The organism is Streptomyces sp. NBC_00989 (assembly GCF_045162655.1).
Taxonomy (GTDB): Bacteria; Actinomycetota; Actinomycetes; order Streptomycetales; family Streptomycetaceae; genus Streptomyces.
Genome location: NZ_CP108728.1, coordinates 6584111 through 6609667 on the forward strand (window position 1 = coordinate 6584111; position 25557 = coordinate 6609667).

The window sequence follows — 25557 nt, forward strand, 5'->3', positions numbered from 1 at the left end:
CGCACCGGTCGTACCCCCTTCGCACCATCCGTACGTACGGGGAAGGGGACGCCCCGTACGTACGACTCCCAGGAACTGCCCTGGTTCTCGCCTGAGTTGAGCGGCTCAGCGGAGCCAGGGCAGGTCCGCACCCGCTTCGTTCGGCTGAAGTCCCTCGGCGACGATCTCCATGATCTCGCCGAGGGACTTCTGCTGTTCCGGCGTCAGCCGCTCGAACAACGCCTGCCGTACGGCGGTCACATGGCCCGGCGCGGTCCGGCTGAGCACGCCGTAGCCCTCGTCGGTCAGCACCGCGAACTGGCCGCGCTTGTCGGAGGGGCAGTCCTCGCGGCGCACCCACCCGTTCTTCTCCAGCCGCGCGATCGCGTGCGAGAGCCGGGAGCGGGTGATCTTCGCGTTCATGGCCAGCTCGGTCATCCGCAGCCGGCGGTGCGGGGCCTCGGCGAGCTGGACGAGGAGGCCGTAGTAGATGTGCGGCATGCCCGCGTCGCGCTGGAGCTGGCGGTCCAGATGGTCCTCCAGGAGGGTGCTGGCGTGCATGTAGAAGCGCCAGACGCGCTGCTCCTCGGCGCTGAGCCAGCGGGGTTCTGCGGAAGCGGGTGCCGTGTTCATGCACTCCACTGTACGAGAGCTCTCCTTGAAGGTTAAACAAATGGGGCGTAAGCTCTCGCCCAGGAAGTTTGAGAGTTCAAGCATTGAGTTCGATCAAGGTTCGACCCTGGGGAGTGACCGTCATGTCCACCGCCGCACCGGAGCGCATGCCCGCCCTCTATCTCAGCCACGGCGCCCCGCCCCTCGCGGACGACCCGATCTGGCCCGGCGAACTCGCCGCCTGGTCCGCCGACCTCCCCCGCCCCAAGGCGATCCTCATGGTCTCCGCCCACTGGGAGGAGGCCCCCCTCGCCCTCGGCGCCACCGACCGGGTCCCCCTCGTCTACGACTTCTGGGGCTTCCCCGAGCACTACTACCAGGTCCGCTACGACGCCCCGGGCGCCCCCGAACTCGCCGAGTCCGTACGGAAGTTGCTGCGCGCCCCGGGCATCCCCGTACAGGACGTCCCGGACCGCGGCCTCGACCACGGGGCGTACGTCCCGCTCGTCGAGATGTTCCCGGCCGCCGACATCCCGGTCCTCCAGGTCTCCATGCCGACCCTCGACCCGGCGAAGCTGATGGACATCGGCCGCAAACTCGCCCCGCTGCGCGACGAGGGCGTCCTGATCGTCGGCTCCGGTTTCTTCACCCACAACCTCGCCGCACTGCGCCACACCGGCGGGGGAGTGCCCACCTGGTCCTCCGAGTTCGACGACTGGGGCCGGCACGCGCTGGAGTCCCGCGACTGGGACGGCCTGCTGGACTTCCTCCACAAGGCCCCGGCCGGGCGCTACGCCCACCCGCGCACCGAGCACTTCGCCCCGCTGTTCGTCGCCATGGGTGCGGCGGAGGCGGCCGGCGAACTGGATGCGCCGGAGTCCGTGAACCCGTCCGTGATCGACGGGTTCTGGATGGGGATGGCGAAGCGGTCGGTGCAGTTCGGCTGAGGCGAGGCCTCGACCGTCCTGACGGGCCTTACAACTCCTTCTCGTACCAGGCGACATCCCAGTAGCGGCCGAACTTCCGGCCCACCTCCCGGTGGGTGCCGATGTACCGGAACCCGAAGCGTTCATGCAGCCGCGTGGACGCTTCGTTGGGCTGTGCGATGCCCGCGTACGCCCGGTGCACGTCCTCGTCCGCCAGCGCCTCGAACAGGGCCTTGTAGAGCAGCGTGCCGATGCCCCGGCCGCCCGCGTCCGGGGCCAGGTAGACCGTGACCTCGACCGAGGTCGAGTAGGCGGGCTTCGTCCGGTAAGGGCTGGATGTGGCGTAGCCGAGGATTCGCTGTGAGTTCCCTTGGAAGATCCCGTCCACGGCAACCTTCAGGCGGTATGGCCCGTCTTCAGGGTGGGAGAGCAGCCAAGGGCGACGCTCCTCCGGCGCGAAGAGGGCGGTGTCGAAAGTGATCGGCGTCTCGCGTACGTAGTGGTTGTAGATGTCCGTGAGGGCGTCGAGGTCACTCTCGACTCCCGACCTGACCTGCACCTCTGTACGTTCCGACGACATCGTTACCCCCTTGTGGCCGGACAGGGTACTGCAAGATCAGAAAAATAGGGGAGCGGGTTGGGAATTCTGTCCGGATTCCAGTCGTTGTTTCCATCAGATGCAGGGCACACGAGAAGAGTGCTACGGCATCGAAGGAACACCTGCTGACCCTCCCCCAGTGCCAAAGGGCCTGGGGGGACCCCCATTCGCAAGGGAGCACGCATGGCAACCCGTGCCGTCGCCCGTCGTAAGTCCGCCTCCGGCGAGACCTCCGGCGTGGCGCGCAGTGTTCGCGCCCATGGCGGCGAGATCGCCGACCGCGACCTGGTCGGCATGTATCTCGACGAAATCGCGCGCACACCGCTGCTCGACGCCGCCAAGGAAGTCGAGCTTTCGCAGACCATCGAAGCGGGCGTGTTCGCGCGCCAGGTCCTCGACGGCGAGGAGAAGTCCCAGGCGGACGCCTCTCGCGCCGAGTTGGAGGCCCTGGTCGCCGAAGGGGAGCGTGCCAAGGACGTCTTCATCCGTTCCAACCTCCGCCTGGTCGTCGCCGTGGCCCGCCGTTACCCCCGTAGCGGCCTGCCCCTGCTCGACCTGATCCAGGAGGGCAACGCGGGCCTGGTGCGCGCGGTCGAGAAGTTCGACTACCGCAAGGGCTTCAAGTTCTCGACGTACGCGACCTGGTGGATCCGCCAGGCCATCACCCGCTCCATCGCCGACCAGTCCCGGACCATCCGGCTGCCCGTCCACCTCGTGGAGGAGCTGGGCCGGATCCGCCGGGTGCAGCGCGAGTTCAACCGCAAGAACGGGCGGGAACCCGAACACGCGGAGATCGCCGCCGAGTTGGAGTCGACCCCGGAGCGCGTGACGAACGTCCTGGACTGGGCGCGCGACCCGGTCTCGCTGAACATGTCGGTGGACGACGACGGCGACACGCAGTTCGGCGACCTCCTGGAGGACACCTCCGCGGTCTCGCCCGAGCAGTCCGTCATGACCCTGCTGCGCAGCGAGGAACTGGACGACCTGATCGGCCGCCTCGACCAGCGCACGGCCTCCATCATCAAGATGCGGTACGGCATGGAGGACGGCCGGGAGCGCACGCTCACCGAGGTCGGCAAGGAGCACGGCCTGACGCGCGAGCGCATCCGCCAGATCGAGAAGCACGCACTGCTGGAACTGAAGAAGCTGGCCAGCCAGACCGGCTTCGACGCGGCGGCCTGAGCCTCCGGCCTCCGTTCCGGGTAGCCGCGGGGGCGCGTACGAGTTCGGTACGCGCCGCACCGCGTACGCCCGGTGGCGGCAGGCCGCGCGAACATGGCTGTGTAACGCCGCTTCAACCTGCTGGGCCCTGGGAACAAGACTTCAGGGCCCAGGAGTTGGGGTCCGGGGCCACGCCCCGAGATCCCCTGAGCCAAGTCCCGACGCACTACCCCCCCCGGCGCCGGGACTCTCCCGAACCGGGCTCCGGCGCCTGTCCCCCCAGGCGTCGGGGCCCGGTTCTTTTCCTGGGCCGGGCGTCTCCGGGGGCACGCGGTACGGGGCATGCGGGTCGGTGAGGCGTCGGCATGCGGGGTCGGTACTGCGTAGGCATGCTGGGACAGCGGGGCGTCGGCATGCTGGGACGGCGGGGCACCCCGTACCTGAACCCCGGGGTGGCCCGCCGAATGGCAGATTCTGCCACAGCGGCATAGCCTGCCGGTGTGAGCAGCCCCACCCCAGCACCGGATTCCCTCTCCGCACCGCTCTCGCTGACCGAGCGGCGCAAGGCCGAGACCCGGATGGAGATCGCCCGCGCGGCGGCCGGACTCTTCGTGAAACACGGGTTCCGGGCCACCCGGGCCGAGGACATCGCCCAGAGCGCGGGCATCGCCCCCCGCACGTTCTACCGCTACTTCGCCACCAAGGAAGAGGCCGTCGCCCCGCTCTACGCGGCCGGCGCCCAGCGCTGGGTGGAGGCGGTCCGCGCGGCCCCGCCCGCACTGTCTGTACCGGAGGCCCTGGAACACGGGGTACGCCACACGCTGACCCCCGGGGTCGGCGTCTCCATCAACTCCTGGACCTGGGTCCGCACATTGATCGCCATGGCCGAATCCAGCCCCGCCCTGCGCCGGGTCTGGGCCGAGGTGTGCCAGGCCTCGGAACGGACCCTGGGCGAGATCTTCGCGGAACGCCTCGCCAAGGGCGACGACACCGGAGCCGCCCCGGCTCCGTCCGCGACCTCCCCCGAACTGCGCTTCGCCGCCGCCGTGGCAAGTGCCGCAGTCCGCACGGCTGTTGAGGGCTGGGCGTCCGGGGAGGCGCACGGGGCCGGGGGCGCGGGTACGGGTGGAGGTACGGGTGCGGTGGCGGGGCCGGTGGAACTGGCACTGCGGAATCTGCGGGCGCTACGCGACTTTCCCTGGGGGGAGTTGGGGACGGCACCGGGCCTGGTGTGAGCGCCGCTCACGTGTCCGCACTCCCCGCCCGGCTCAGCCGTCCCCCCAACTCCCGCACGTACCGCACCAGTTCCGCGGGCTCCTGCACCGTGAACTCGAACCCCGGCATCGCCAGCCGTACGGCCAGCCAGCCCACCGCGTCGCCGGTCGTGGCGCGCAGGCGGCAGCTGTGTTCGTCGAGCGGCTCCGGGGTGCCGAGCCAGGACGGGATACGGGCCGCGACGACGTCGGCGGGGGCGGCGAACGTGACGGCGTACTCGTACGTCTCCTGGCGCCGGTGCATCGACTGCCGCAGATACTCCGCCGCGCTTCCCGTCGGCAGCTCGCGCGGGGTGAACCGGGCCCCCGTGGCGAACGGCTGGCTCACCCGGTCGACCCGGAACGTCCGCCAGTCCTCGCGGTCGAGGTCGTAGGCGACGAGGTACCAGCGCTGCCCGGTCGAGACGAGGCGGTACGGCTCCGTCAGACGGCGGGACTCGGTGCCGTCCTTGGCGCGGTAGGCGAAGCGCAGCCGCTCCTGGCCGGCCACCGTCGAGGCCATCACGGTCAGGGTCTCGGGGGCGATGCTCGCACCGTCCCCACTGGTCAGCGGGGTTGTTGCGGCCTGGAGGGTGGCGACCCGGTGCCGTAGCCGCGAGGGCAGTACCTGTTCCAGCTTCGCCAGCGCCCGTACGGAGGCCTCGTCAACGCCCTCGAGCGCGTGCCCGGCGCCCGCGCGCAGGCCGACCGCGATGGCCACCGCCTCCTCGTCGTCCAGCACCAGCGGGGGCATCGCCTTGCCCGCGACGAGCCGGTAGCCGCCGTCGGAGCCGAGCGTCGCCTGCACCGGGTAGCCGAGTTCGCGCAGCCGGTCGATGTCCCGCCGGACCGTGCGCCGGGAGACCCCGAGCCGGTCGGCCAGCTCGCCGCCGGGCCACTCGCGGGGCGTCTGGAGGAGGGAGAGGAGTTGGAGGAGCCGGGCCGGAGTGTCCGTCGTCATGAGTTCCCCGTCGTCGTCATGGATTCGAGGATGCCGTAGAACTAGGACACGATCTGACCTAATGGGGTCATAGCTTCAAGCCATGACCTCCACCGAAACCCTTGTCGACAGCCCGACGGACCTGGCGGACCCCGCAGGCACCAGTGACCGGCGTCGCTGGTTCGCCCTCGCGATCGTGATGACGGCGGCCTTCATGGACCTCGTCGACGTCACGATCGTCAATGTCGCGATCCCGTCGATCCAGCGGGACGCGGGCGCTTCCTTCAGCCAGATCCAGTGGATAACGGCCGGTTACGCGCTCGCCTTCGCCGCCGGGCTGATCACCGGCGGGCGGCTCGGTGACATCCACGGCCGCAAGTGGCTGTTCCTCGTCGGGATCGGCGGCTTCACGCTCGCCTCCGCGCTGTGCGGCTTCGCCGCGAACCCGGAGATGCTGGTCGCCTCCCGCATCCTCCAGGGCGGGATGGCGGCGATGATGGTGCCGCAGGTGCTGTCGATCGTGCACGCGACCTTCCCGGCGCACGAACGGGGCAAGGTGTTCGGCCTGTTCGGCGCGATCGTCGGCCTGGGCGCGGTCTCCGGTCCCTTGCTCGGCGCGCTGCTCACCGAGTGGAACCTCTTCGGCTTGGAATGGCGCCCGATCTTCCTGATCAACCTGCCGGTGGGAATCGCCGGCCTGATCCTCGGCAGCCGTTTCATCACCGAGTCCAAGGCGCCGCGCGCCCTGAAGCTGGACCTCGTCGGCGTCGCCCTGGTCACCCTCGGCCTGCTGATGCTGCTCTACCCGCTCACCCGGGGCGACGAACTGGGCTGGCCCGCCTGGGGGTTCGTGTCGATGTCCGGCTCGATCGGGGTCTTCGTCGCGCTGGTGGCGTACGAGAAGCGGAAGGCCGGGCGGGACGGTTCGCCGCTCGTCGAGCTGTCGCTGTTCGAGGTGAAGAGCTTCGCGGCCGGTATCGCCGTACAGACCGTCTTCGGCATCGGGCTCGGCATCTTCTTCCTGGTCTGGACGCTGTACATGCAGATCGGGCTGGGCTGGAGCCCGCTGCGGGCGGGGCTGACCGGCGTACCGTTCTCGATCGCCGTCTCCGTGGCGGCCGGGATGTCCGTGCAGAAGCTGGTGCCGCGCGTCGGCGGACGCAACGTGCTCCAGGCCGGCGCGCTGGTGATGGTCGTGGGCGTGCTGCTCTACCTCTGGGAGGCGAACCGGTACCAACTGGCCATCGCCTCCTGGCAGATGGCGCTGCCCCTCGTCGTGATGGGCGCCGGCATGGGCCTGATCTTCGCCCCGCTGACCGACACGATCCTCTCCGAGGTGCCGCGCGAGCACGCGGGTTCGGCGTCCGGACTCATCAACACCGTTCAGCAGATGGGCAATGCGCTCGGACTCGGGCTGGTGTCGGTGGTCTTCTTCGGCACGATCGACGACCGGCTGACCCCGGCGGAGGTGGGGCCCGCGTTCGTCAACGCCTTCCAGAACGCGCTGGGTTGGGTGGCCGGGGTGATGGGCGTGATCTTCCTGCTGATGTTCGCGTTGCCGGGGCGGGGAGCCGGGCAGGTGGCGGGACTCGTCGCGGGTCCGGTGGCGGCACCGGTGGCCAAGGAGGGTGAGCCGAGCGGGAGTTGACACGGTTCGGCACCGCAGGAGAGCGCCCCGCCCCGAGGCAGTACGGGGGCGGGGCGCTCGACGCAAACCGCCGGACGATGGCGTACGCCGGTGCGTGTGGGGAGGCGTACGCCGGGCGGTCCGGCGGCGCACTCCGGGGCGAACGCCGTACTACGTACCCGAATGATCGGTTCTGTGGGGAACACGCCGACTTCGGGTGTCTCGTGTGCCCAACTCGCCTGTGCCGCAAGAAAACTGACAGGCCGTGAGTTGTAGGCGTGACGGGCGGGTCGGACGCGAGTGACGAGGGTGCCGGCGCGGCATCGTGGACGGTGTCCTTATTCATTAGTCGACCTTTACGATGTGCGGCGGCGAATCATTGATTTCCGCTCGGGATTCCGTCCGCCGCCCGGACTCGTCGAATTTTCTGTCGGCTTGGATTGCCTCGCGAAAATAAATTCCTGCGGCGGCGGTCGGTTAATCGCGCGGGCCGGAGTGGTGTGCTCCACTGGTTTTGCCGGGAGCGCCTCTGTTTGACGGGCGCGTCGCCCGGGCGGGCTCGTGTTGGCGGAATCTGTTTAATCTTGATCGATAGCAGTCATTTGATAACGCTGTCATGTCCCTGTGGTGGGTGGGAATGCCTTGCTCTCGCACGGGCAAAGGGGACATAAAGCGCGGCCCGCCATGGCGTCCCGACGGCGTGTGTGGAGAGGTGTGCTGTCGGTGACAATCCCCGCTGGTGGGGGTTTTGCCTGGCCATCCCCCTTCGGGGCGTCATTGTCGGCAGGCGGGGAGTGACCCAAACGGCATCCGTGGTGTTTACTGGGCACCGGTCTGATCCTTGGTGGGTCCGGACCATTTCGGGAGGTCTCAGGGGTGGTGCCCTGGGGCCTCTCGTTTTTGCCGTCGGTTTGTGTGGGCGTCATATCCCGGCCACCCGAGAAGGGTCCCGTCACGGCCCCGGGAAGGGTATGGATGACCGGGGTGGCCGTGATCGGTATTTGGGTAAAGGGCGTTTTCTTTCCCCTTCGAATTCCCCGCGATCTTCTGTAATAAAGCCCCATGATCAGGGGTTCCCGAAACGATCTACATTCTCTGCGGGTGCCTTCGAAAACGCGACTGGCTCTTCGCTCGTGGCGAGGGGTACCGTCTATCCCGCGTCACTGTTTCCACCCGCTTCCACCCGCCCCGGCCCCACCAGCCGGGCGGTGCCGCACCTCCCGGAATGTTCCGGACCCACCACCGGAACCCCGCTGACCAGCGGGGTTCCCCTGTGTAACCGCCAAGAGGACTGGACTGGATGAGTACCGTCAACGACGACGGCGTATTCCTGCTGTCGCGCCGCGACTCCCGCGGCACCCCGCTCGTGACACATCGTCACCACCGCGCGCCCCAGAGCGTGTACGCCGGTACACGCGCCGCCACGGCCGCCGGTGCGGGGGAGTGAGCGTGCCCTCGACCGCCGACACCAACAGGCCGACCGACACCAACAGGCCTACAGACACCAACCGGCCTACCGACCTTCTCATGGGCCACGAGGAAAAGCCTGAGGGAAGCTTCCTGCGACGCCTGTCGGCCGAGGACTGGCGTTTTCTGCTGGAGGACGATCTGCGGGGCCGCAGCTTCGGCCAGGACGAGTACCTGCCGATGGCGTCGGACGACCGGAACGTGTACATGATCTGGGACGGCGTCGTACGACAGGACCGCTTCCCGCTCGGCGACTGGGACGGTGCCCCCACCGTCACCCGGTTCCGGGGCGGCGGCCAACTGGTCGGCGAGGCCAAGCTGATCACCCCCGACTCCGCCGTCCGCACCCGGTGCCTGACCAGGACCGTGGTCATCCCCTGCCGCGCGCGCCGCTTCAACGTCCTGCTGAACAGCAGGCCCAAGGTCAAGCTCGCACTCCTGCGCAGCCTCGAAGACCGCAACCGCAGCGACGAACTCGTCTACGTCCTGAATGTGCGGCCGCCCCTGGAGCGCACCAGCCGACTCCTGGCGCATCTCGCCGACACCGCGGGCTCCCGCGACCCCCGGACGGGCTCCACCACCATCACCATCACCGGCCCGGGCCAGAAGGACATCGCGGCCGCCCTCCAACTCGCCGTGTCCACAACGGAGAACGCGCTCCGTACCCTGCGCTACCACGGGATCGTCGAGGCCCGGTACCGCAGGTTCCTCGTCCATGACGTCGACGCGCTGCGTCACCTCGCCGGCGCGGTCTGAGCCCGCCCGGCACGCCGTTCACCCTCCCCGCTCGCGCTTCATCCCCGAACGGATCACCGCATGATGACCAGCACCTTCCTGGTGCCCGCCGCCTCTGCCCTGCTCGGGGCCCTGATGTACCGGCACCACAGGCAGGTCTTCGCCTGGACGCGGAGGATGCGCCGCAAGGACGAGACGAACACCGAGTACGACAAGCCCTCCGCGTGGCTCGCCGACCTCTACGCGGCGCAGTGCGGTCTCGCCCAGAAGCCCTGTGCCGCCGAGGACTTCAAGGACATCGCCACGATCGGCAACATGCTCGCGGGCATAGCCGACCACACCGAAGGCGTCCGGTTCGAGCTGACGAGGGTCGTCGAGAGCGTGCGGGGCTACGTCGCCACCGCCCTGCCCGGGCAGGGGGCGGCCGTACGCGTCGGCCTCCCGGAGCACCGCACCCGGCTCGAACAGGCGATGCGCCAGGAGGCCGCCCGCGACGAACTGGCGCACGCCATCCTCGCGGCCGAGCAGCGGATCAAGGACCTGCGCCACAGCTGACCGCCCCTCCCTGCCCGTTCATGTCCACCTGATGCCCGAACCTGTTTACTTTCCTGAAATCCGGGCGTAGCCTCCGAGCGAAACCACAAGTTCGGGCACAGGTCGGAGGCGAACGGACATGTACGCACCGGAGCGGCAGCAGGAGATCCTCCGGCTGGCCCGTGACGGCGGCCGGGTGGACGTGATCTCGCTGGCCGAGGAGTTCCAGGTCACGGCGGAGACGATCCGCCGGGACCTGAAGGCCCTCGACCGCGCGGGACTCGTCCGCCGGGTGCACGGCGGTGCCATACCCGCCGGGCGGCTGGACTTCGAGCCGGACCTCGCCGAGCGCGAGTCGACGGCGGCCGACGAGAAGGACCGGATCGCCAAGGCGGCCCTCGCCGAGCTGCCGATGCAGGGCACGGTGATCCTCGACGCCGGTACGACGGTGGCCCGCCTCGCGGGCATCATCCCGCTGGAGGCCGAACTCACCGTCGTCACGCACTCCCTGCCCATCGCGGCCCGCCTCGCGGACCACCCGGGCATGCAGCTCCACCTCGTCGGAGGACGCGTGCGGCACCGTACGCGCGCCGCCGTGGACGCCTGGGCGCTCCGGGCGTACAGCGAGATCCGCGCCGACGTCGTGTTCGTCGCGGCCAACGGCTTCTCCGCCGGGCACGGGCTGACCACCCCCGACCTCGCCGAGGCCGCGGTCAAGCGCGCGGCGGTCACCGCCGCCCGCCGCGTGGTGCTGCTCGCCGACTCCGCCAAGCACGGCCAGGAGCACTTCGCCCGCTTCGGCGCCCTGAGCGACGTGGACCTCCTGATCACCGACAGCGGGCTGAGCCCAGAAGACGCCACCGCCATGGAGCGCGGCGGCATGGAAGTAGTGCGCGCATGATCCTCACCGTCACCCCGAACCCGTCCCTCGACCGCACCTACGAGGTCCCCTCGCTGGACCGCGGCGAGGTCATACGGGCCACCGGCGAGCGCATGGACCCGGGCGGCAAGGGCGTCAACGTCTCCCGCGCGGTCGCCGCCGCGGGCCGCCGTACCGTCGCCGTCCTGCCGCTGGGCGGCGCTCCGGGCGCGCTGGTCGCGGACCTGCTCGACGCGCAGGGCATCGAGGTCGCGCCGGTCCCGGTCGCCGGGGCCACCCGCTCGAACATCGCCCTCGCCGAGGCGGACGGCGTCCTCACGAAGATCAACGCGCCCGGCCCCGAACTGACCGCCGCCGAGCAGGAGTTGCTCCTGGAGACGGTCCGCCGGCAGTCTCGTGACGCCGACTGGATCGCCTGCTGCGGCAGCCTCCCGCGCGGCCTCGCGCCGTCCTGGTACGCCGAGTTGGTGGCTCGCGCGCACGCGGCCGGCGTCCGTATCGCCCTGGACACCTCCGGCCCCGCGCTCATCGAGGCCCTGCGTGAACGCCCCGACGTCGTCAAGCCCAACGCCGAGGAACTCGCGGAGGCCGTCTCCCGCCCCCTCGCCACCGTCGGCGACGCGGTCAAGGCGGCCGAAGAACTACGGGAGTTGGGCGCCGGCGCGGTCCTCGCCAGCCTGGGCGCGGACGGGCAGTTGCTGGTGGACGGCTCCGGTGTCTGGTTCGGCAGCGCGCGCGTCGACGTCGTACGCAGCAATGTCGGCGCGGGGGACTCCTCGCTGGCCGGCTTCCTGATCGCCGGCGGCCACGGCCCCGAAGCCCTGGCCTCGGCGGTCGCCCACGGCGCGGCCGCCGTCCAGCTCCCTGGCAGCGTGATGCCCACCCCCGCCGACCTGGACCCGGCCGCGGTGACGGTCACGGCGGACGTCCCGGTGGACCGCGTACTGACGGAGCCGGTGACATGAACGTCTCCACGACGAGTTCTACGACGGTCTCCACGCGGCCCCTCGAACCGGCCACGCGGCGGCGGCACTTCCCCTTAGCCGCCGCCTCCACCCCCTCTTCCACCCCCTCTTCCATCCCCTCCGTGACCTACTGCTGTACCCCCGTCCCCACCCCCGCCCACGGCAGTCCCCGGGCGATACGCGTGCGAAGGAGCCCGCGATGAGCGAGATGATCACCGCGGACCTGGTCGACCTCGACCTGTCCGCCGATACCAAAGAGGCGGCGGCACGTGCCCTCGCCGAGCGCATGGTCGCCCAGGGCCGGGTCACCGACCTGGAGGGCTTCCTCGCCGACGTGGCCGCCCGCGAGGCGCAGATGCCGACCGGCCTGGACGGCGGCATCGGCATCCCGCACTGCCGCAGCGAGTACGTCACCGAACCCTCGCTCGCCTTCGGGCGCAGCGCCGAGGGCGTCGACTTCGGCGCCCCGGACGGCCCCGCCGACCTGATCTTCCTGATCGCCGCGCCCGCCGGGGCCGACGACGCCCACCTCACGATCCTCTCCGCGCTGGCCCGCCAGCTCATGAACGCCGAGTTCACCTCCGCCCTGCGCGCGGTGGGCGACGCGGAGAGCGCGGCGGCCCTGATCCGCGGCGACGAGACCCCGGCGCCGGGCACCCCCGCGCCGAGCACCCCCGAAAACTCCGCCGCGACGCCGGTGGCGGCCTCCACCGGCGCCGCGGCGGGCAGTTCCCCGGCCGACGGCTCCCCGGCAGACGTTTCTACGGCTGCCACGGACACCGGCGCCGACGCCCAGCCGTTCCGTATCGTCGCCGTCACCTCCTGCCCGACCGGCATCGCGCACACCTACATGGCGGCCGAAGCGCTGGAGAACGCCGGTCGCGCGGCGGGCGTCGACCTCGTCGTGGAACCGCAGGGCTCGGCCGGTTTCACCCGGCTCGACCCGGCGGTGATCGCGGCGGCGGACGCCGTGATCTTCGCCCACGACGTGCCCGTACGGGAGAAGGAACGCTTCGCCGGGAAGCCCACCGTCGACGTCGGCGTGAAGGCCGGCATCAACCGTCCCGCCGAGCTGATCACCGAGGTCCGCGGCAAGGCGGAGCGCGGCGAGGTCACCGGCGGATCCGCGCCGACCCCGGTCGAGCGCGGCGGCGAGGCGGGCGAGGGCTACGGCTCCATGCTCCGCAAGTGGCTGATGTCCGGCGTCAGTTACATGGTCCCGTTCGTCGCGGCGGGCGGTCTGCTGATCGCCCTCGGCTTCGCGATCGGCGGCTACGAGATCAAGTCCGCGCCCTCGGTCATGCAGCACTTCGTGTGGACGCAGACCGACAGCTGGGCCGCGCTGATGTTCCAGATCGGCGCCGTCGCCTTCGGCTTCCTGGTCCCGGTCCTGGCCGGCTACATCGCCTACGGCATGGCGGACCGGCCCGGTTTGGTGCCCGGCTTCGTCGGCGGCATGATCGCCTCCACCATCAACGCGGGCTTCCTCGGCGGTCTGGCCGCCGGTCTGATCGCCGGTGGTGTGGTGCTGGCGATCCAGAAGGTGAAGATCCCCAAGGCGGTGCGCGGGATCATGCCGGTGGTGGTGATCCCGCTGATCTCCACGGCGATCGTCGGGTTCCTGATGTTCGTGGTCATCGGGAAGCCGATCGCCTCGGCACAGAAGGGCATGACCGACTGGCTCAACGGCCTCAGCGGCTCGAACGCCATCCTGCTGGGAGCCCTGCTCGGCCTGATGATGTGCTTCGACCTCGGCGGCCCGGTCAACAAGGTCGCGTACACCTTCGCCACGGCGGGTATCGCGGTCTCCAACCCGAGCGACTCGGCGATGAAGATCATGGCCGCGGTCATGGCGGCCGGCATGGTCCCGCCGCTGGCGATGGCCCTCGCGACCACCGTGCGCGGCAAGCTCTTCACCGAGACCGAGCGCGAGAACGGCAAGGCCGCCTGGGTGCTGGGCGCCTCCTTCATCTCCGAGGGCGCGATCCCGTTCGCGGCGGCCGACCCGCTGCGGGTCATCCCGTCCGCGATGGTGGGCGGCGCGATCACCGGCTCCCTGTCGATGGCCTTCGGCGCGACCCTGCGCGCTCCGCACGGCGGCATCTTCGTGGTCCCGCTGATCGGCCACGCGTTCCTCTACCTGATCGCCATCGCGGTCGGCATGTGCGTCACGGCGGCCCTGGTCGTCGTACTGAAGGGCATGCGCAAGCCGGCCGCCGGCAGCACGGCCGCCGGAGCACCGGAGGACATAGCCGCCCCGGCGGCGGAGACGAAGCAGCCGGTCGCCGCCTAGCCTCTTTCCGGCCTCTGCCGGGTCTCTTTTGGGCCGCCGTGAGGTGTTCACGGCAACTGCGAGATACGTCACGGTCCGGGACCACAGTCCCGGACCGTGGTGTCTACTGGAACGCATGCCTGAGCACGTCTCGATCCTCCAGCTGACCGGTGTGGCCGTTCTCGCCCTGGCGACCGTCGCCTGGGTGTTCGGCCTGACGCGCGTCCTGCGCCGCTCCTTCGCCCAGCCCACCACATGGCACACGGCCCACCCGCTCTACGGCCTCCCGAACCAGCGCCACACCGCGCCCCACGTGGAGTCCGTCGAACTGACCCCGGCGGAGCGGGACGCTTTCGCGGGTCTGGTACGACAGCTCAGCGACGGGCGTTGACTCAGCGACGGGACTTGAGCGGGCCGGCTCGGGACCGCTAGGAAACTTGCGCCGCCCGGCGTTCCATCGCGTCCCGGGCCGCGTCCTCGCTGACGTACACCTCGCACATGTGACGGCCGTCAGGTGTCGCCGTGTGCTCGACCTCCCACAGGGAGATCTCCGCGCCGTCCTGCAGCAGGAACGCGTGCTCGTAGAGCGAGAAGCAGAGCGCGGCGCGGCCCGCTCGGAACGGGCGGCCGAAGGCCTGCGTGATCTGGTGCGCGAACGCCGTCTCCAGCAGCGCGGCCGTCTCCTCGTCGGGCCGGTCCACGTTCTCCGCCCGGCGCAGTAAACGGCGCGCGTGGTCCGCGGAGTCGTCCGCCAGATACGTGTGCCGGGGCTCCGGGATCGGTGACAGCTGCACCAGCACCGGCAGTTCGAAGTCCGGGGTGTCCGGCGGCAGCGGCAGGCGCGCGGTCGCGATGCGCAGCTCGTCCTCGTCGACGTACACCTCGTGCTGTGTGTCCCGACCCAGCACGGTGTTGTGGACGAGCTCCCAGAGAGTGAGCGCCGAGCCGTCCGCGAGCAGCCACGTGTGCCGGTACGTCTCCCGGTGCAGGCCCGCGCTGTGGTGCGCGGAGTGCAGCGAACTGTCGTGCGCCAGCGCGCAGTCGAGACGCCTTATGGTCTCGTCCGGCAGCTCGAAGGAGTTCAGGGCACGGCCGAGGAGTCGCGCGAGGTGCTCCTCCGGAGACTCGGGCGACTCGGGTTGTTCGTACGCTGCCGTGTCGTACGGAACGCTCAAGGCTTCTCCCGGCGTTGCTGCATGTCACCTTGTGGGTGCATACCGTAGCCCCTCGGTCGGACATCATGTCTGTGAACCGAGAAAACGTATGCCCGGAAAACGCGCGGGCCGCGCGAGATGTTCCCGCGCGGCCCGAAGATCCGTCAAAACCCGCCGGTCAGGCGGCACTTCCGGCGGTCCACTCGCTCCACGCCATGTTCCAGCCGTTGAGCCCGTTGTCCGGGGCGACCGTCTTGTCGGGGGAGTTCTTCACGACCACGACGTCCCCGATGAGCGAGTTGTCGTAGAACCACTTGGCGTTCGTCGCACCCTGCGCGCCCTGGACGTCCGCGAGCCCGACACAGCCGTGGCTGGTGCCCGTCTGCCCGAAGGGCGGATTGGACTTGCTGTACCAGTAGTTGCCGTGGATGAACGTCCCCGACGAGGTCAGGCGCATCGCGTGCGGCACGTCCGGGATGTCGTACTCCCCGCCCAGACCGACCGTCTGGCTGTTCATCCGCGTCTGCGTGAACTTCTCGGAGATCACCATCTGCCCGTTGTACGTGGTGTGTTCGGGGCTGCCCGAGGAGATCGGCAGTGACTTCAAGGTCTGGCCGTCCCGTACGACCGTCATGGTCTGCGTGTTGACGTCGACGGTGGACACCTGCGAGCGCCCGATGGTGAAGGTGACCGTCTTCTTCTGCACGCCGTAGACGCCGTTCGCGCCCTGCACGCCGTCCAGGTCGATCTTCATCGTGACCTTGGAGCCGGCCTTCCAGTAGTCCTGCGGCCGGAAGTCGAGCCGCTGCGCCCCGAACCAGTGCCCCACGACCTGCTGCCCGGTGCTGGACGTCACCGTGATGTGCGACTGCACGGCCTTCTTGTCGCTGATCACCTTGTCGAAGTTGAACGAGACCGGCATCCCCACACCGACCGTCGTCCCGTTGTCCGGGGTGTACGTCCCGATGAAGCTGTTGCTCGAAGTGACCGTCGTGAAGATGGAGTTGGCGGCGGCGGTCTTGCCGCTGGAGTCCTTCGCGGTAGCCGATATCTGGTACTTGGTCCCGCGCTCCAGCTGCTCCTTGGGCTTCCAGGTGCTGCCGTTCGCGGATATCGCACCGTCCACGGCCTCCCCCGACCCGGAGACCGTCATCTTCACGTCGGTCAACGTGCCGTCGCTGACCTTCACGCCGGTGGAGTTGATGGACGCGTTCGTCGCGCCGTCCTTGGCCGAGATGGTGATCTTCGCGGTGGACGTCTTGGCGGTCGTCCCGCCGCCGCCCTTGCTGTCGGTGTTGGCGTCCGCGCTGGCGTTGCCACCGCACGCGCTGAGGGTGAGGGTGCCGACCACCAGGGCGGCGATGGCCCCCAGTACGCGCCGCGCTGCTATGTCCGGCGTTGTCACGGGCTGCTCCAGGTTCGTGTGGTGTACGTGATCCGCTGCGATGCGTGGACAAAGAGGGTCCGCGGGCCGGTACGGGTTCCCCGCGTTCCTCATGGACGCCGTCCGGTGACAGAACCGGGACATGAGTGGAGGCGGGGACGGGGGACGGGAGATGGGGGGGTGCGGTCGCGTCTCGCCTGCACGCCGGGCGGGCTCAGCGGCCAACGGTGGGTGGGGGGTTGCTGGAAGCTGGGGGTAAATCTAACCAGTGTTGCGGGCTTCGACTGGTTAGAAAGGGTCTCGGCATCCAGAGGTGGCAGCGTCGGGGAGCCGGGGAGCCGGGGAGTCGGAGCAGGGAATGGGGCGGGCGTAGGTTCCTGGGGTCACCGGGACGGGCGCGGGGTGCCTGTCGCCGCAGGGTTTTCTACCGTCTCCCGTACAACTCCTCGTACGACGGCCACGTCCCGCCTAGGCCGTCCACCGGCTCGGCGGCGCGTACCGCTCGCACGATCGCGCGGGTCACGACCTCCGCTCCGGCCGCTAGGACCTCGTTGAGGGCGAGGGGGTTCTCGGCGTCGAGCGGGCGGGTCCCCGTGGCGAGTGTGAACACCGTGTCCCCGTCGTTCAGCAGATGCACCGGGCGTACGGCGCGTGCGATGCCGTCGTGCGCCGTGCCGGCCAGCTTCTGCGCCTGCGCCTTGGTGAGTTCGGCGTCCGTGGCGACCACCGCGAGCGTGGTGTTCAGTGGGGGCGGCGCGTTCTTCGCGGCGGCCTCGGCGAGGCGCAGCCTGGCTGCCTCGTGGACATGTGGCTCGGGATACTCCACCCGTCCCTGGAACAACTCCCCGTACAGCAAGCCTGTTTCGGGGTCCATCGCCGATCCCGCCGCGTTGGCCACCACCAGCGCCGCCACCGTGATCCCCGACTCCAGCACGACACTCGCCGTCCCGACCCCGCCCTTCAACGGCCCGACCGCCGCCCCCGTACCGGCACCCACACACCCCTCGCGCACCCGCACCCCGGGCCCACTGATCGCGGCGGCCTCTACGGCCGCTCGCCCGGTGGCCGCGTCCGGCCTCGCCCGAAAGGTGCCGCCTCGCCCCAGGTCGAAGACACAGGCCGCGGGCACCACCGGCACGACGTGCGCCGGATCCACGCCGACCCGTACCCCGCGCCCCTGCTCCTCCAGCCACGCCATCACCCCGGACGCGGCATCGAGCCCGTACGCGCTGCCGCCGGTCAGCACGATCGCGTCGACCCGCTGCACCAGGTTCCGCGGATCGAGCGCGTCGGTCTCCTTGGTGCCGGGCCCACCGCCCCGGACATCCACGGCGGCCACCGCCCCGCCCTCCGGCGCGAGCACGACGGTCGTACCGGTGAGCCAGCCCTCCCCCGACCGCGTCGCATGCCCCACTCGCACCCCGGCCACATCCGTCAACGCGTCAACTGTCATGGGGGTCAGTCTTGCCCAGCCCCCGGCCGATTCGGGGGCGGCCGGCGCGATGCGAGCCGGTGATCCGGAGTCTGTCAGCCCAGCTTGGGCCCCTGTTCCCGTGCTGGTCGGCTTGGCTTCGGCCGCCGTTTCGGTGGCGGTCGGCGCGGCGGGTCCGAGGGCGATCGGCTGAGTCTGTGTCGGTGGCTCGGAGGCAGTTTGGCGGGCGCGCGTGGCAGTCTCGGTCGCTGTCAGCCCACCGACGCCGTCGCCTCCGCCCCGCTCTCCCCGGCGGCAGCCGTCCGCGCCGTCAGTGTCACCCCGACCGCCACCGTCAGCGCCGACACCAGTCCCGCCGCGAGTACCGCCCACTGCCCCAGGAAGGTGCAGCAGATCACCAGCAACGCGGCCACGGGGAGCACCAGTTGCTGGGTGATGCCCACCTTGTAGTGGCGGGCGTGGAGCGCCCAGACGCTGAGCAGGTACAGCGCCGTCGGCAGGGTCACTGCGGCGGACGCGGCCAGCGTGGAGATGTGTGCCTTGCCGACCGCCTGCGTGACCGCCACCTCCAGGCCCGCGCCGATCGTGGCCGCCGACGCGAAGATCAGGTAGTGGCCGTAACCCCACAGGAACGCCTGCTTGTTGGAGCGAAGGTGGCCGTGGATCGGCACCACGAAGTAGATCCACCAGGCCGCGAACACGATCAGCAGCCCACCCGCAGCGATGGGCAGCAACTCGCCCAGCGCGTCGTGCTCGTCCACCCCCGACTTCACGGCGACCGTCGCCGCCGCGATCGTCTCGCCCAGCACGATGATCGTGAACAGCCCGTACCGTTCCGAGATGTGGTGCGGATGCCACGGCGTAGGGAAGTCCTTCTCCGCGTAGCGTGGCACGCACAGCTCGGCGATCACCATCACGAGGAACACCCAGCCCCGGGCCGGTTCCGGCAGGACCACCAGGCCGGTCCAGCCGACCATGCAGAGCAGCACGCCGCCCGCGTACCGCAATGCCATCGTCCGCTCCGGGCCCGCGGCGTCCTTCGCCGCCCGCAGCCACTGCGTGGCCATCGCCAGCCGCATGATCAGGTAGCCGAGCCAGACGACCACGAAGTCGTGGTGATCGAATGCCCGTGGGACCCCGGCCGCGAGGACCAGGACGCCGACGATCTGCACCAGGGTGACGACCCGGTACAGCACGTCGTCGTTGTCGTAGGCCGAGGCGAACCAGGAGAAGTTCATCCAGGCCCACCAGATCGAGAAGAACTGCATCGCGTAGTTCAGGACGCCCTCGCCCGCATGGCCCTCCGCGACGGCGTGCGCCAGCTGGAGGCCCGCCTGCGCGATGGCCACGACAAAACACAGGTCGAAGAACAGCTCCAGCGGCGAGGCGACCCTGTGCGGCTCGTCCCGGCCTCGGGCGGTGAGCGGGCACAGGGGGCGTAGGGGGCGCTGGGGTCTGTGCGTCTCGGACGTCATGGGGCCAAGCACAGCAGATAACGTCCGCCGGGGGCCGTACCCTGGAGGCATGAGTACCGTCCCCGCCTCCGCGCCGCGCGATCCGAAGCCCGCGCTGGTCTTCGACGACCCGCTGAGCCGGCCGTCCTCGGACGACACGGACAGTGGGTGGGGCGAGCGGCCCGAGGGTGACAGCGCGGCCGACCTGAAGCGCTTCCTCGACGAGAAGCCGCCCCACCACATCTGAGCCGTCGGCTACGGCTCCCGGTGCCCCTCGCCGCGCTGCGCGACCAGCGCGTCGCGGATCTCCTTGAGCACCTCCAGCTCGGTGATCTCGATGACCTCCTGCGTGCCCTCCTTGGCCTTGCGCTGGGCCTCCGCGCGTGCCAGGTACTTCGACATCGGCAGGACCATCAGGAAGTAGACGACTGCCGCGGTGATCACGAAGCTGAGGGCGGCTCCCAGGACGGAGCCCCACATCAGCTGGATGCCCTTGTCGCCCGAGCAACTGCTGCTCAGGCACGAGCTGTAGGTGTCCAGGTTCTGTGTGCCGATCGCCCCGACGAGCGGGTTGATGATCCCCTTCACCACCGAGTTGACGATGTTCGTGAAGGCGGCGCCGATGACGACCGCGACTGCCAGATCGACGACGTTCCCGCGCGTCAGGAAGGCCTTGAAGCCCTGCCAGACGCCCGATTCCTTCTTCTTCTCGCTCAACTCGGAGCCTCTTCTCGCACGTGCAGGGTGTGGAACCAACAGCTCCGCAACCTACGTCAAGGCCCGGCCGCCCTGTCCAATTCAGTAACTCGAACGAGGGACTTGACACGAATTCGCACAGGCGACGGAAGGCCCTGACCACGACACGTAGCGCACGGTTCACCACAGTGTCACCGCCAACCGTGCCGTGACGCTCGCGCCGGCCAGCCGTGCCGCCGTGGAGCGCGGCACCGACAGCACCACCAACGCCCCGCCGCCGTCCGCCACTTCGAGCGGCTCGGGCACCTTCGTCACCCGCGCCCCGCGCGCGACCACGTGAGCGTCACCGCCCGCCGCCGATTCCTCTGCGGCGATCACGTCGACCCGGTCGCCGGCCCGCAACAGCCGGACCGTACCGGCGTCGGCGATCCGCACCGGCGCCGACACCCGCTCGACCGCCCGGCGTTGGCGTACCGGATCCACCACCGGATGCCCGCGGGGCCGCTCACCGTGCCGCGTCTCCGCCGCATCACGCGGGCCCGCCGCCACGAGGGCGGCCGCGGTCAGCGCGAGCCCCGCGGCCACGGCCCGCCTCCGGTGCCGTAGCAGCCCGCGCAGTTGGTAGCGCCCGCCGCGCACCCGCACCGGCGCGAAGTGCGGCACCTCGCACGTGGGCGGAGCGTCGGTGCCCAACGGGCGCGGAAAGGAATCGGTGCCCAACGGGCCGGGAAAGGACGGAGGGGAGGGGGAGAAGGACATGTGGACCACCACCTGCGACGAGGGATCGGCTTGCGGTCCCACGATGCGGCAATCCGCGGAGGCCTGCCGGAGCCCGTGTGTTACCCGCCAGTTGTGGACAACTCCCTCACCCGAACGGGACGTTCCGCGGCCTGGAAGCTCTCGCCGCCCCGCCCAGTGCGAGGGTTACGGCAGCTCGAAGCCCGGATCCATCCCGCCCAGCGCGTTCGCGCACAGGCAGTCCCGTGCCCCGCTCTCCGGCAGCGCCGCCACCGTGTCGAACAGCACGCCCCGCAGCCGGTCCACGTTGGCCGCGAACACCCGCAGCACCTCGTCGTGGGAGACGCCCTCGCCGGTCTCGGCGCCCGCGTCGAGGTCGGTGACCAGGGTCAACGAGGAGTAGCAGAGCTCCAGTTCACGGGCGAGCGTCGCCTCGGGGTGGCCGGTCATGCCGACCACCGACCAGCCCTGCGCCTGGTGCCACAGGGACTCGGCGCGGGTCGAGAAGCGCGGGCCCTCGATCACCACGAGCGTGCCGCCGTCCACCGGTTCCCAGTCCCGCCCGCGCGCTGCCTTCAGCGCGGCCGCCCGGCCGGTGGGGCAGTAGGGGTCGGCCAGGGACACGTGCACCACGTTGGGCACCGCGCCGCCGGGCAGCGGGAGTCCGTCGAAGTAGGTGCCCGTCCGGGACTTCGTACGGTCCACGAGTTGGTCCGGCACCAGCAGCGTGCCCGGCCCGTACTCGGGGCGCAGCCCGCCCACCGCGCACGGGCCGAGGACCTGGCGCACGCCGACGGAGCGCAACGCCCACAGGTTCGCCCGGTAGTTGATGCGGTGCGGCGGCAGATGGTGGCCGCGCCCGTGCCGGGGCAGGAACGCGACCCGCCTGCCGGCGATCTCGCCGAGGAAGAGGGAGTCGCTGGGCGGTCCGTAGGGGGTGTCCACCTGGATCTCGGTCACGTCGTCGAGGAACGAGTAGAACCCGGAGCCACCGATTACGCCGATCTCTGCGTTCGCCATGGCCAGCACCCTAGCCGCCGTCGAAAAGGCGGAGGAAGCGGCTCTGAAAACCCTGAAGACCCTGTCGTCGTACGACGACAGGGTCCCGCGGAAAAGTCCTACGCGGCGGAGCTGCTACTGCCGGACGAGGAGCCCGAGCTCGACGACTTCGAGTCCGAGGAGGACGACGACGTCGAGGAGGTGGACGGCTTCGAGTCCGAGGACGTCGACGGCTTCGCGGTGGCCGGCGAGCTGCTCGACGAGGAGCCGCGGCTGTCGTTCCGGTAGAAACCGGAGCCCTTGAAGACAATGCCGACCGCGGAGTACACCTTCTTCAGGCGGCCACCGCAATTGGGGCACTCGGTCAGGGCGTCGTCGGTGAACTTCTGCACCGCCTCGAGGCCCTCGCCGCACTCGGTGCACTGATACTGGTAGGTCGGCACTGTTGTCTTCCTCCTGGCACTCTCACTCAATGAGTGCTAACGAGCGTCCATAGTGACGTATTCCCGGGGATCAGTCCACTGCCACCGGCACGCGGTGACCGACGCCACGTGCGACGGTGCGGCTGCGGGGCCGGGTCGCGAGGTGCGACCGGAGTGCGATCAGGGTCCCCAGGGCGAGCACCGTACCGGCCATCGGGACCAGGAAACCGGCGCCGCCCCACAGGCGGTCCTCCAGCTGTCCGGCGACCGTGACGGCCGCGGCCTGGCCGAGGGCGACCGCGCCGGTCAGCCAGGTGAACGCCTCGGTGCGGGCGCCGGCCGGGACGAGCCCCTCGACCAGCGTGTAGCCGGTGATCAGGGCGGGCGCGATGCACATGCCGACCAGGAGACCGAGGCCGGCCAGCAGCAGCGCCGAGTGGGCCGTCCACAGGGCGGACGCGGTCAGCGCGAGGGCCGCGTAGCCGACGAGGAGGCGGCGTTGCGGGGCGATCTTCCAGGCGACGGCGCCGCAGACGAGACCGGAGAGCATGTTGCCGGCGGCGAAGGTGCCGTAGAGGACGCCGTTCAGGCCGGGTTCGCCGATCGACTCGCTGAAGGCGGCCAGGGAGACCTGCATTCCGCCGAAGACGGAACCGATGCCCAGGAAGGTCACGATCAGCACGCGCACCCCGGGGATGCTCAGTGCGGAAACGTGTTGCACGCGTGCGTGCCCGACGAGGGCCACCGTGGGCTGGGTGCTCTTCTGGGCGGCGAACAGCAGGCCGCCGATCAGGGTGAGCCCCGCCTCCGTGATCAGGCCCGCGGCCGGGTTCACGGCGGTGCACAGGGCGGTCGCCAGCAACGGGCCGAAGACGAAGGTCAGTTCGTCGGTGACCGACTCGAAGGCCGCGGCGGTGCTCAGCAGCGGGGAGTCCTGGAGCTTCACGCCCCAACGGGCGCGCACCATGGGCCCGATCTGCGGCACCGAGGCGCCGGTCGGCACGGCCGCCACGAACAGCGCCCACAGGGGCGCGTGGCCGAGCGCGAGGGCCGTGAACGTCAGACCCGACAGGGTGTGCACCAGGACACCGGGGAGCAGGACGGCCCGCTGCCCGTGGCGGTCGGCCAGCCGTCCGCTGTAGGGCGCGAACAGGGCCATGGAGACGCCGGTGACGGCCGCGGCGGCGCCCGCCGCGCCGTAGGAGCCGGTGGTGTGCTGTACGAGCAGCACGATGGAGATGGTGAGCATCGCGAACGGCTGGCGTGCCGCGAAGCCGGGGAGCAGGAACGTCCAAGCGCCACGCGTGCGCAGCAACTGTCCGTATCCCGGGCGGGAGGTGACCGTGGATGCCACGGCCCGTGCCTTTCTGCCACCTGGTAGCGCGCCCTGTGCGGGGGCGCCGAGCACTGTCCTCTTGCGCGGAACTGCGGTAGATACCGGTGCCCACGCGGAGAGGGATTCGGCCGCCATACGGTCGCGCCAGCACTGCGTCAGGCAGAGTTGGTTCGATCAGAATGTGCCTTCATCGTACAGGTGATCAGACCCGGTGAGCCTGTGAAAACGGGCACCACGCGCGCGTTCACCTGTGATTGGTGAACATGTGAACCGTACGAAACGTGCCCTTAACGACTGGCGCCGGCGCCGTCCGTGCCCAGCCACCCCGCCAGCTTGCCGCCGTGGCCCACCGCGCGCAGCCGCTGCTCCGCCGCGTCCCGGACCGGGTCCGTGGCGACCACGAGGAGTTCGTCGCCGCGCCGCAGGACCGTCGAGGGCAGCGGGACAAACGATTTTCCGTCGCGTACGACGAGGGTGACCGCGGCCCCGGCCGGCAGCCTGAGCTCGTTGACCTCGACGCCGTGCATCTTCGACTCCTCGGGGATCGCGACCGACAGCAGATGCCCGCGCAGCCGCTCCAGGGGCGCCGATTCGATGCCGAGGTCGGCGGCCTCCGGGCCCTCGCCGAGCTTCAGTTTGCGCGCCAGCCAGGGCAGCGTCGGCCCCTGGATGAGGGTGTAGACGACGACCAGGACGAAGACGATGTTGAAGATGCGGCGGCTGCCGGCCACGCCGTTCACCATGGGGATGGTCGCCAGGATGATGGGCACGGCGCCGCGCAGTCCGGCCCAGGACATGAGGGTCTGCTCCTGCCAGGGCACGCGGAACGGCGTGAGGCTGACCACCACGCTGAGCGGCCGGGCCACCATCGTCAGCACCAGGCCGATGAGGAGCGCGGGCCAGACGTCGTCCCCCAGCTCGTGCGGGGTGACCAGCAGGCCGAGCAGGACGAACATGCCGATCTGGGCGATCCAGCCGAGCCCGTCGGCGAAACCGCGTGTGGCGGGCCAGTGGGGCAGCTTGGCGTTGCCGAGCACCATCGACGCGAGATAGACCGCCAGGAAGCCGCTGCCGTGCGCCAGGGCGCCCGTGGCGTACGCGGTGAGCGCGATCGCCATGACGGCGATCGGGTAGAGGCCGGAGGCGGGCAGGGCCACGTGCCGCATCCCCCAGGAGCCGAGCCAGCCCACCGCGAGGCCGATGGCCGCGCCGATGGCCAGCTCCAGGGCTATCTCGGCCACCAGCAGGTACCAGTGCTCGACGGGGCCCGCGGTGGAGAAGGCGACGACCAGGATGACCACCGGGGCGTCGTTGAAGCCGGACTCGGCCTCCAGCGTGCCCGTCACGCGCGCGGGGAGGGGGATCCGGCGCAGCACGGAGAAGACCGCCGCCGCGTCCGTCGAGGACACCACCGCCCCGATGATGAGCGCCTGCCGCCACTCCAGTCCGACCAGATAGTGCGCGCCAGCGGCCGTGACGCCGACGCTCACCGCCACCCCTGCCAGCGCCAGCGTGGCCGCGGACGACAGGACCGGCCTGACCTCTTTCCACTTCGTGCCGAGGCCGCCCTCGGCCAGGATCACGACCAGGGCCGCGTACCCGATGACCTGGGTCAGCTCGGCGTTGTCGAAGTGGATGTCGCCGACGCCGTCCTGGCCCATGGCGACGCCGATCCCCAGGTACACGAGCAGGCTGGGGAGCCCGCTGCGCGAGGAGATCCGGACCGCCGCGACGGCGACGAGCAGGACGAGCGAGCAGACGAGCAGGAGCTGGTCGAGGTGGTGGACAGTCAGTGGCCTTCCCTTCCTCGGCTGACGCGCGTACAGGGCGACAGCACATGTACAGGGGACGCGAGGCTGCGGCGCCAAGCATCCAAGTACTTCGTTACCTTACCTAACTCTTGACGCTTTCTTGACACTTCGCGAGGCAAGATCGAACGCCCGTCCGCGTCGGTACCCGACTCCGCGTCAAGTCGCTCGGGACCCTGCGCCTA

The 25557-nt window shown here is 70.2% G+C and carries 25 protein-coding genes; 12 read left to right on the forward strand and 13 right to left on the reverse strand.

Features of this window, described 5'->3' with window-relative positions; translation table 11 throughout:
* Positions 1–105: 105 nt before the first annotated feature.
* Positions 106–612, reverse strand: a complete 507-nt coding sequence (locus OG714_RS29310) for a MarR family winged helix-turn-helix transcriptional regulator (protein WP_406125427.1) — start codon at positions 610–612, stop codon at positions 106–108.
* 122 nt (positions 613–734) lie between these two features.
* Between OG714_RS29310 and OG714_RS29315 the strand changes: the two genes are divergently transcribed.
* Positions 735–1538, forward strand: coding sequence for a DODA-type extradiol aromatic ring-opening family dioxygenase (locus tag OG714_RS29315; protein ID WP_406125429.1), 804 nt, complete (start codon positions 735–737; stop codon positions 1536–1538).
* A gap of 28 nt (positions 1539–1566) precedes the next feature.
* Here OG714_RS29315 and OG714_RS29320 read toward each other — a convergent pair whose 3' ends face one another.
* Entirely contained in the window at positions 1567–2097 is a 531-nt protein-coding gene (locus OG714_RS29320) for a GNAT family N-acetyltransferase (protein WP_406125431.1), read from the reverse strand.
* A gap of 201 nt (positions 2098–2298) precedes the next feature.
* On the opposite strand from OG714_RS29320, the gene OG714_RS29325 reads away from it, so the two are divergent.
* A complete protein-coding gene (locus OG714_RS29325) occupies positions 2299–3297 on the forward strand; it encodes a sigma-70 family RNA polymerase sigma factor (protein WP_366496897.1) in 999 nt (332 codons plus the stop codon).
* Between the two features lie 557 nt (positions 3298–3854).
* Entirely contained in the window at positions 3855–4511 is a 657-nt protein-coding gene (locus OG714_RS29330; RefSeq protein WP_406131998.1) for a TetR/AcrR family transcriptional regulator, read from the forward strand.
* A gap of 7 nt (positions 4512–4518) precedes the next feature.
* Here OG714_RS29330 and OG714_RS29335 read toward each other — a convergent pair whose 3' ends face one another.
* The gene (locus tag OG714_RS29335; RefSeq protein WP_406125433.1) at positions 4519–5490 is read right to left on the reverse strand and encodes a helix-turn-helix transcriptional regulator; all 972 of its coding nucleotides are present in this window, start codon (positions 5488–5490) and stop codon (positions 4519–4521) included.
* A gap of 82 nt (positions 5491–5572) precedes the next feature.
* On the opposite strand from OG714_RS29335, the gene OG714_RS29340 reads away from it, so the two are divergent.
* The 8 genes from OG714_RS29340 (at position 5573) to OG714_RS29375 (ending at position 14340) form a co-directional block, all read left to right on the forward strand.
* Positions 5573–7117 (forward strand): MFS transporter, encoded by a 1545-nt coding sequence (locus OG714_RS29340; RefSeq protein ID WP_406125434.1) that lies wholly within the window; start codon positions 5573–5575, stop codon positions 7115–7117.
* Between the two features lie 1279 nt (positions 7118–8396).
* Complete coding sequence (locus OG714_RS29345) at positions 8397–8543, forward strand: hypothetical protein (protein ID WP_406125436.1); 147 nt, start codon at positions 8397–8399, stop codon at positions 8541–8543.
* 80 nt (positions 8544–8623) lie between these two features.
* Entirely contained in the window at positions 8624–9319 is a 696-nt protein-coding gene (locus tag OG714_RS29350; RefSeq protein ID WP_406125438.1) for a Crp/Fnr family transcriptional regulator, read from the forward strand.
* A 60-nt stretch (positions 9320–9379) separates the two neighbouring features.
* Positions 9380–9853 carry a hypothetical protein gene (locus tag OG714_RS29355; RefSeq protein ID WP_406125440.1) on the forward strand — a complete coding sequence of 158 codons (474 nt, stop codon included), beginning with the start codon at positions 9380–9382 and terminating at the stop codon, positions 9851–9853.
* A 118-nt stretch (positions 9854–9971) separates the two neighbouring features.
* Positions 9972–10733, forward strand: a complete 762-nt coding sequence (locus OG714_RS29360; RefSeq protein WP_406125442.1) for a DeoR/GlpR family DNA-binding transcription regulator — start codon at positions 9972–9974, stop codon at positions 10731–10733.
* Positions 10730–11677, forward strand: a complete 948-nt coding sequence (pfkB, locus tag OG714_RS29365; protein WP_406125444.1) for a 1-phosphofructokinase — start codon at positions 10730–10732, stop codon at positions 11675–11677. The genes OG714_RS29360 and pfkB overlap by 4 nt, the downstream gene beginning before the upstream one ends.
* 199 nt (positions 11678–11876) lie before the next feature.
* A complete protein-coding gene (locus OG714_RS29370) occupies positions 11877–13970 on the forward strand; it encodes a fructose-specific PTS transporter subunit EIIC (RefSeq protein ID WP_406125445.1) in 2094 nt (697 codons plus the stop codon).
* 115 nt (positions 13971–14085) lie between these two features.
* The gene (locus OG714_RS29375; protein WP_406125446.1) at positions 14086–14340 is read left to right on the forward strand and encodes a hypothetical protein; all 255 of its coding nucleotides are present in this window, start codon (positions 14086–14088) and stop codon (positions 14338–14340) included.
* Between the two features lie 37 nt (positions 14341–14377).
* On the opposite strand, the gene OG714_RS29380 is transcribed toward OG714_RS29375, so the two are convergent.
* The 4 genes from OG714_RS29380 to OG714_RS29395 form a co-directional block, all read right to left on the reverse strand.
* Positions 14378–15124: a DUF6227 family protein gene (locus OG714_RS29380; RefSeq protein ID WP_406125447.1), complete on the reverse strand. Its 747-nt coding sequence runs from the start codon at positions 15122–15124 to the stop codon at positions 14378–14380.
* A gap of 157 nt (positions 15125–15281) precedes the next feature.
* Positions 15282–16508, reverse strand: a complete 1227-nt coding sequence (locus OG714_RS29385; protein ID WP_406125449.1) for an Ig-like domain-containing protein — start codon at positions 16506–16508, stop codon at positions 15282–15284.
* 403 nt (positions 16509–16911) lie between these two features.
* Complete coding sequence (locus OG714_RS29390; RefSeq protein ID WP_406125450.1) at positions 16912–17940, reverse strand: P1 family peptidase; 1029 nt, start codon at positions 17938–17940, stop codon at positions 16912–16914.
* A gap of 230 nt (positions 17941–18170) precedes the next feature.
* On the reverse strand, positions 18171–19394 hold the full coding sequence (locus OG714_RS29395) for a low temperature requirement protein A (protein WP_406125452.1): 1224 nt from the start codon (positions 19392–19394) through the stop codon (positions 18171–18173).
* Between the two features lie 49 nt (positions 19395–19443).
* Here OG714_RS29395 and OG714_RS29400 point away from each other — a divergent pair, with 49 nt between their 5' ends.
* On the forward strand, positions 19444–19620 hold the full coding sequence (locus tag OG714_RS29400; protein ID WP_406125454.1) for a hypothetical protein: 177 nt from the start codon (positions 19444–19446) through the stop codon (positions 19618–19620).
* Between the two features lie 8 nt (positions 19621–19628).
* Here OG714_RS29400 and mscL read toward each other — a convergent pair whose 3' ends face one another.
* From mscL to OG714_RS29430, 6 genes are all read right to left on the reverse strand, one after another.
* Entirely contained in the window at positions 19629–20090 is a 462-nt protein-coding gene (gene mscL / locus OG714_RS29405) for a large conductance mechanosensitive channel protein MscL (protein ID WP_366496910.1), read from the reverse strand.
* Between the two features lie 159 nt (positions 20091–20249).
* Positions 20250–20828: a hypothetical protein gene (locus OG714_RS29410; RefSeq protein WP_406125456.1), complete on the reverse strand. Its 579-nt coding sequence runs from the start codon at positions 20826–20828 to the stop codon at positions 20250–20252.
* Between the two features lie 165 nt (positions 20829–20993).
* Entirely contained in the window at positions 20994–21827 is an 834-nt protein-coding gene (locus OG714_RS29415; protein WP_406125458.1) for an S-methyl-5'-thioadenosine phosphorylase, read from the reverse strand.
* A 98-nt stretch (positions 21828–21925) separates the two neighbouring features.
* Positions 21926–22249 (reverse strand): FmdB family zinc ribbon protein, encoded by a 324-nt coding sequence (locus tag OG714_RS29420; protein WP_406125460.1) that lies wholly within the window; start codon positions 22247–22249, stop codon positions 21926–21928.
* Positions 22250–22319: 70 nt separating this feature from the next.
* Positions 22320–23582 carry an MFS transporter gene (locus OG714_RS29425; protein ID WP_406125462.1) on the reverse strand — a complete coding sequence of 421 codons (1263 nt, stop codon included), beginning with the start codon at positions 23580–23582 and terminating at the stop codon, positions 22320–22322.
* A 269-nt stretch (positions 23583–23851) separates the two neighbouring features.
* Positions 23852–25432, reverse strand: a complete 1581-nt coding sequence (locus tag OG714_RS29430; RefSeq protein WP_406125464.1) for a potassium/proton antiporter — start codon at positions 25430–25432, stop codon at positions 23852–23854.
* Positions 25433–25557: the final 125 nt, after the last annotated feature.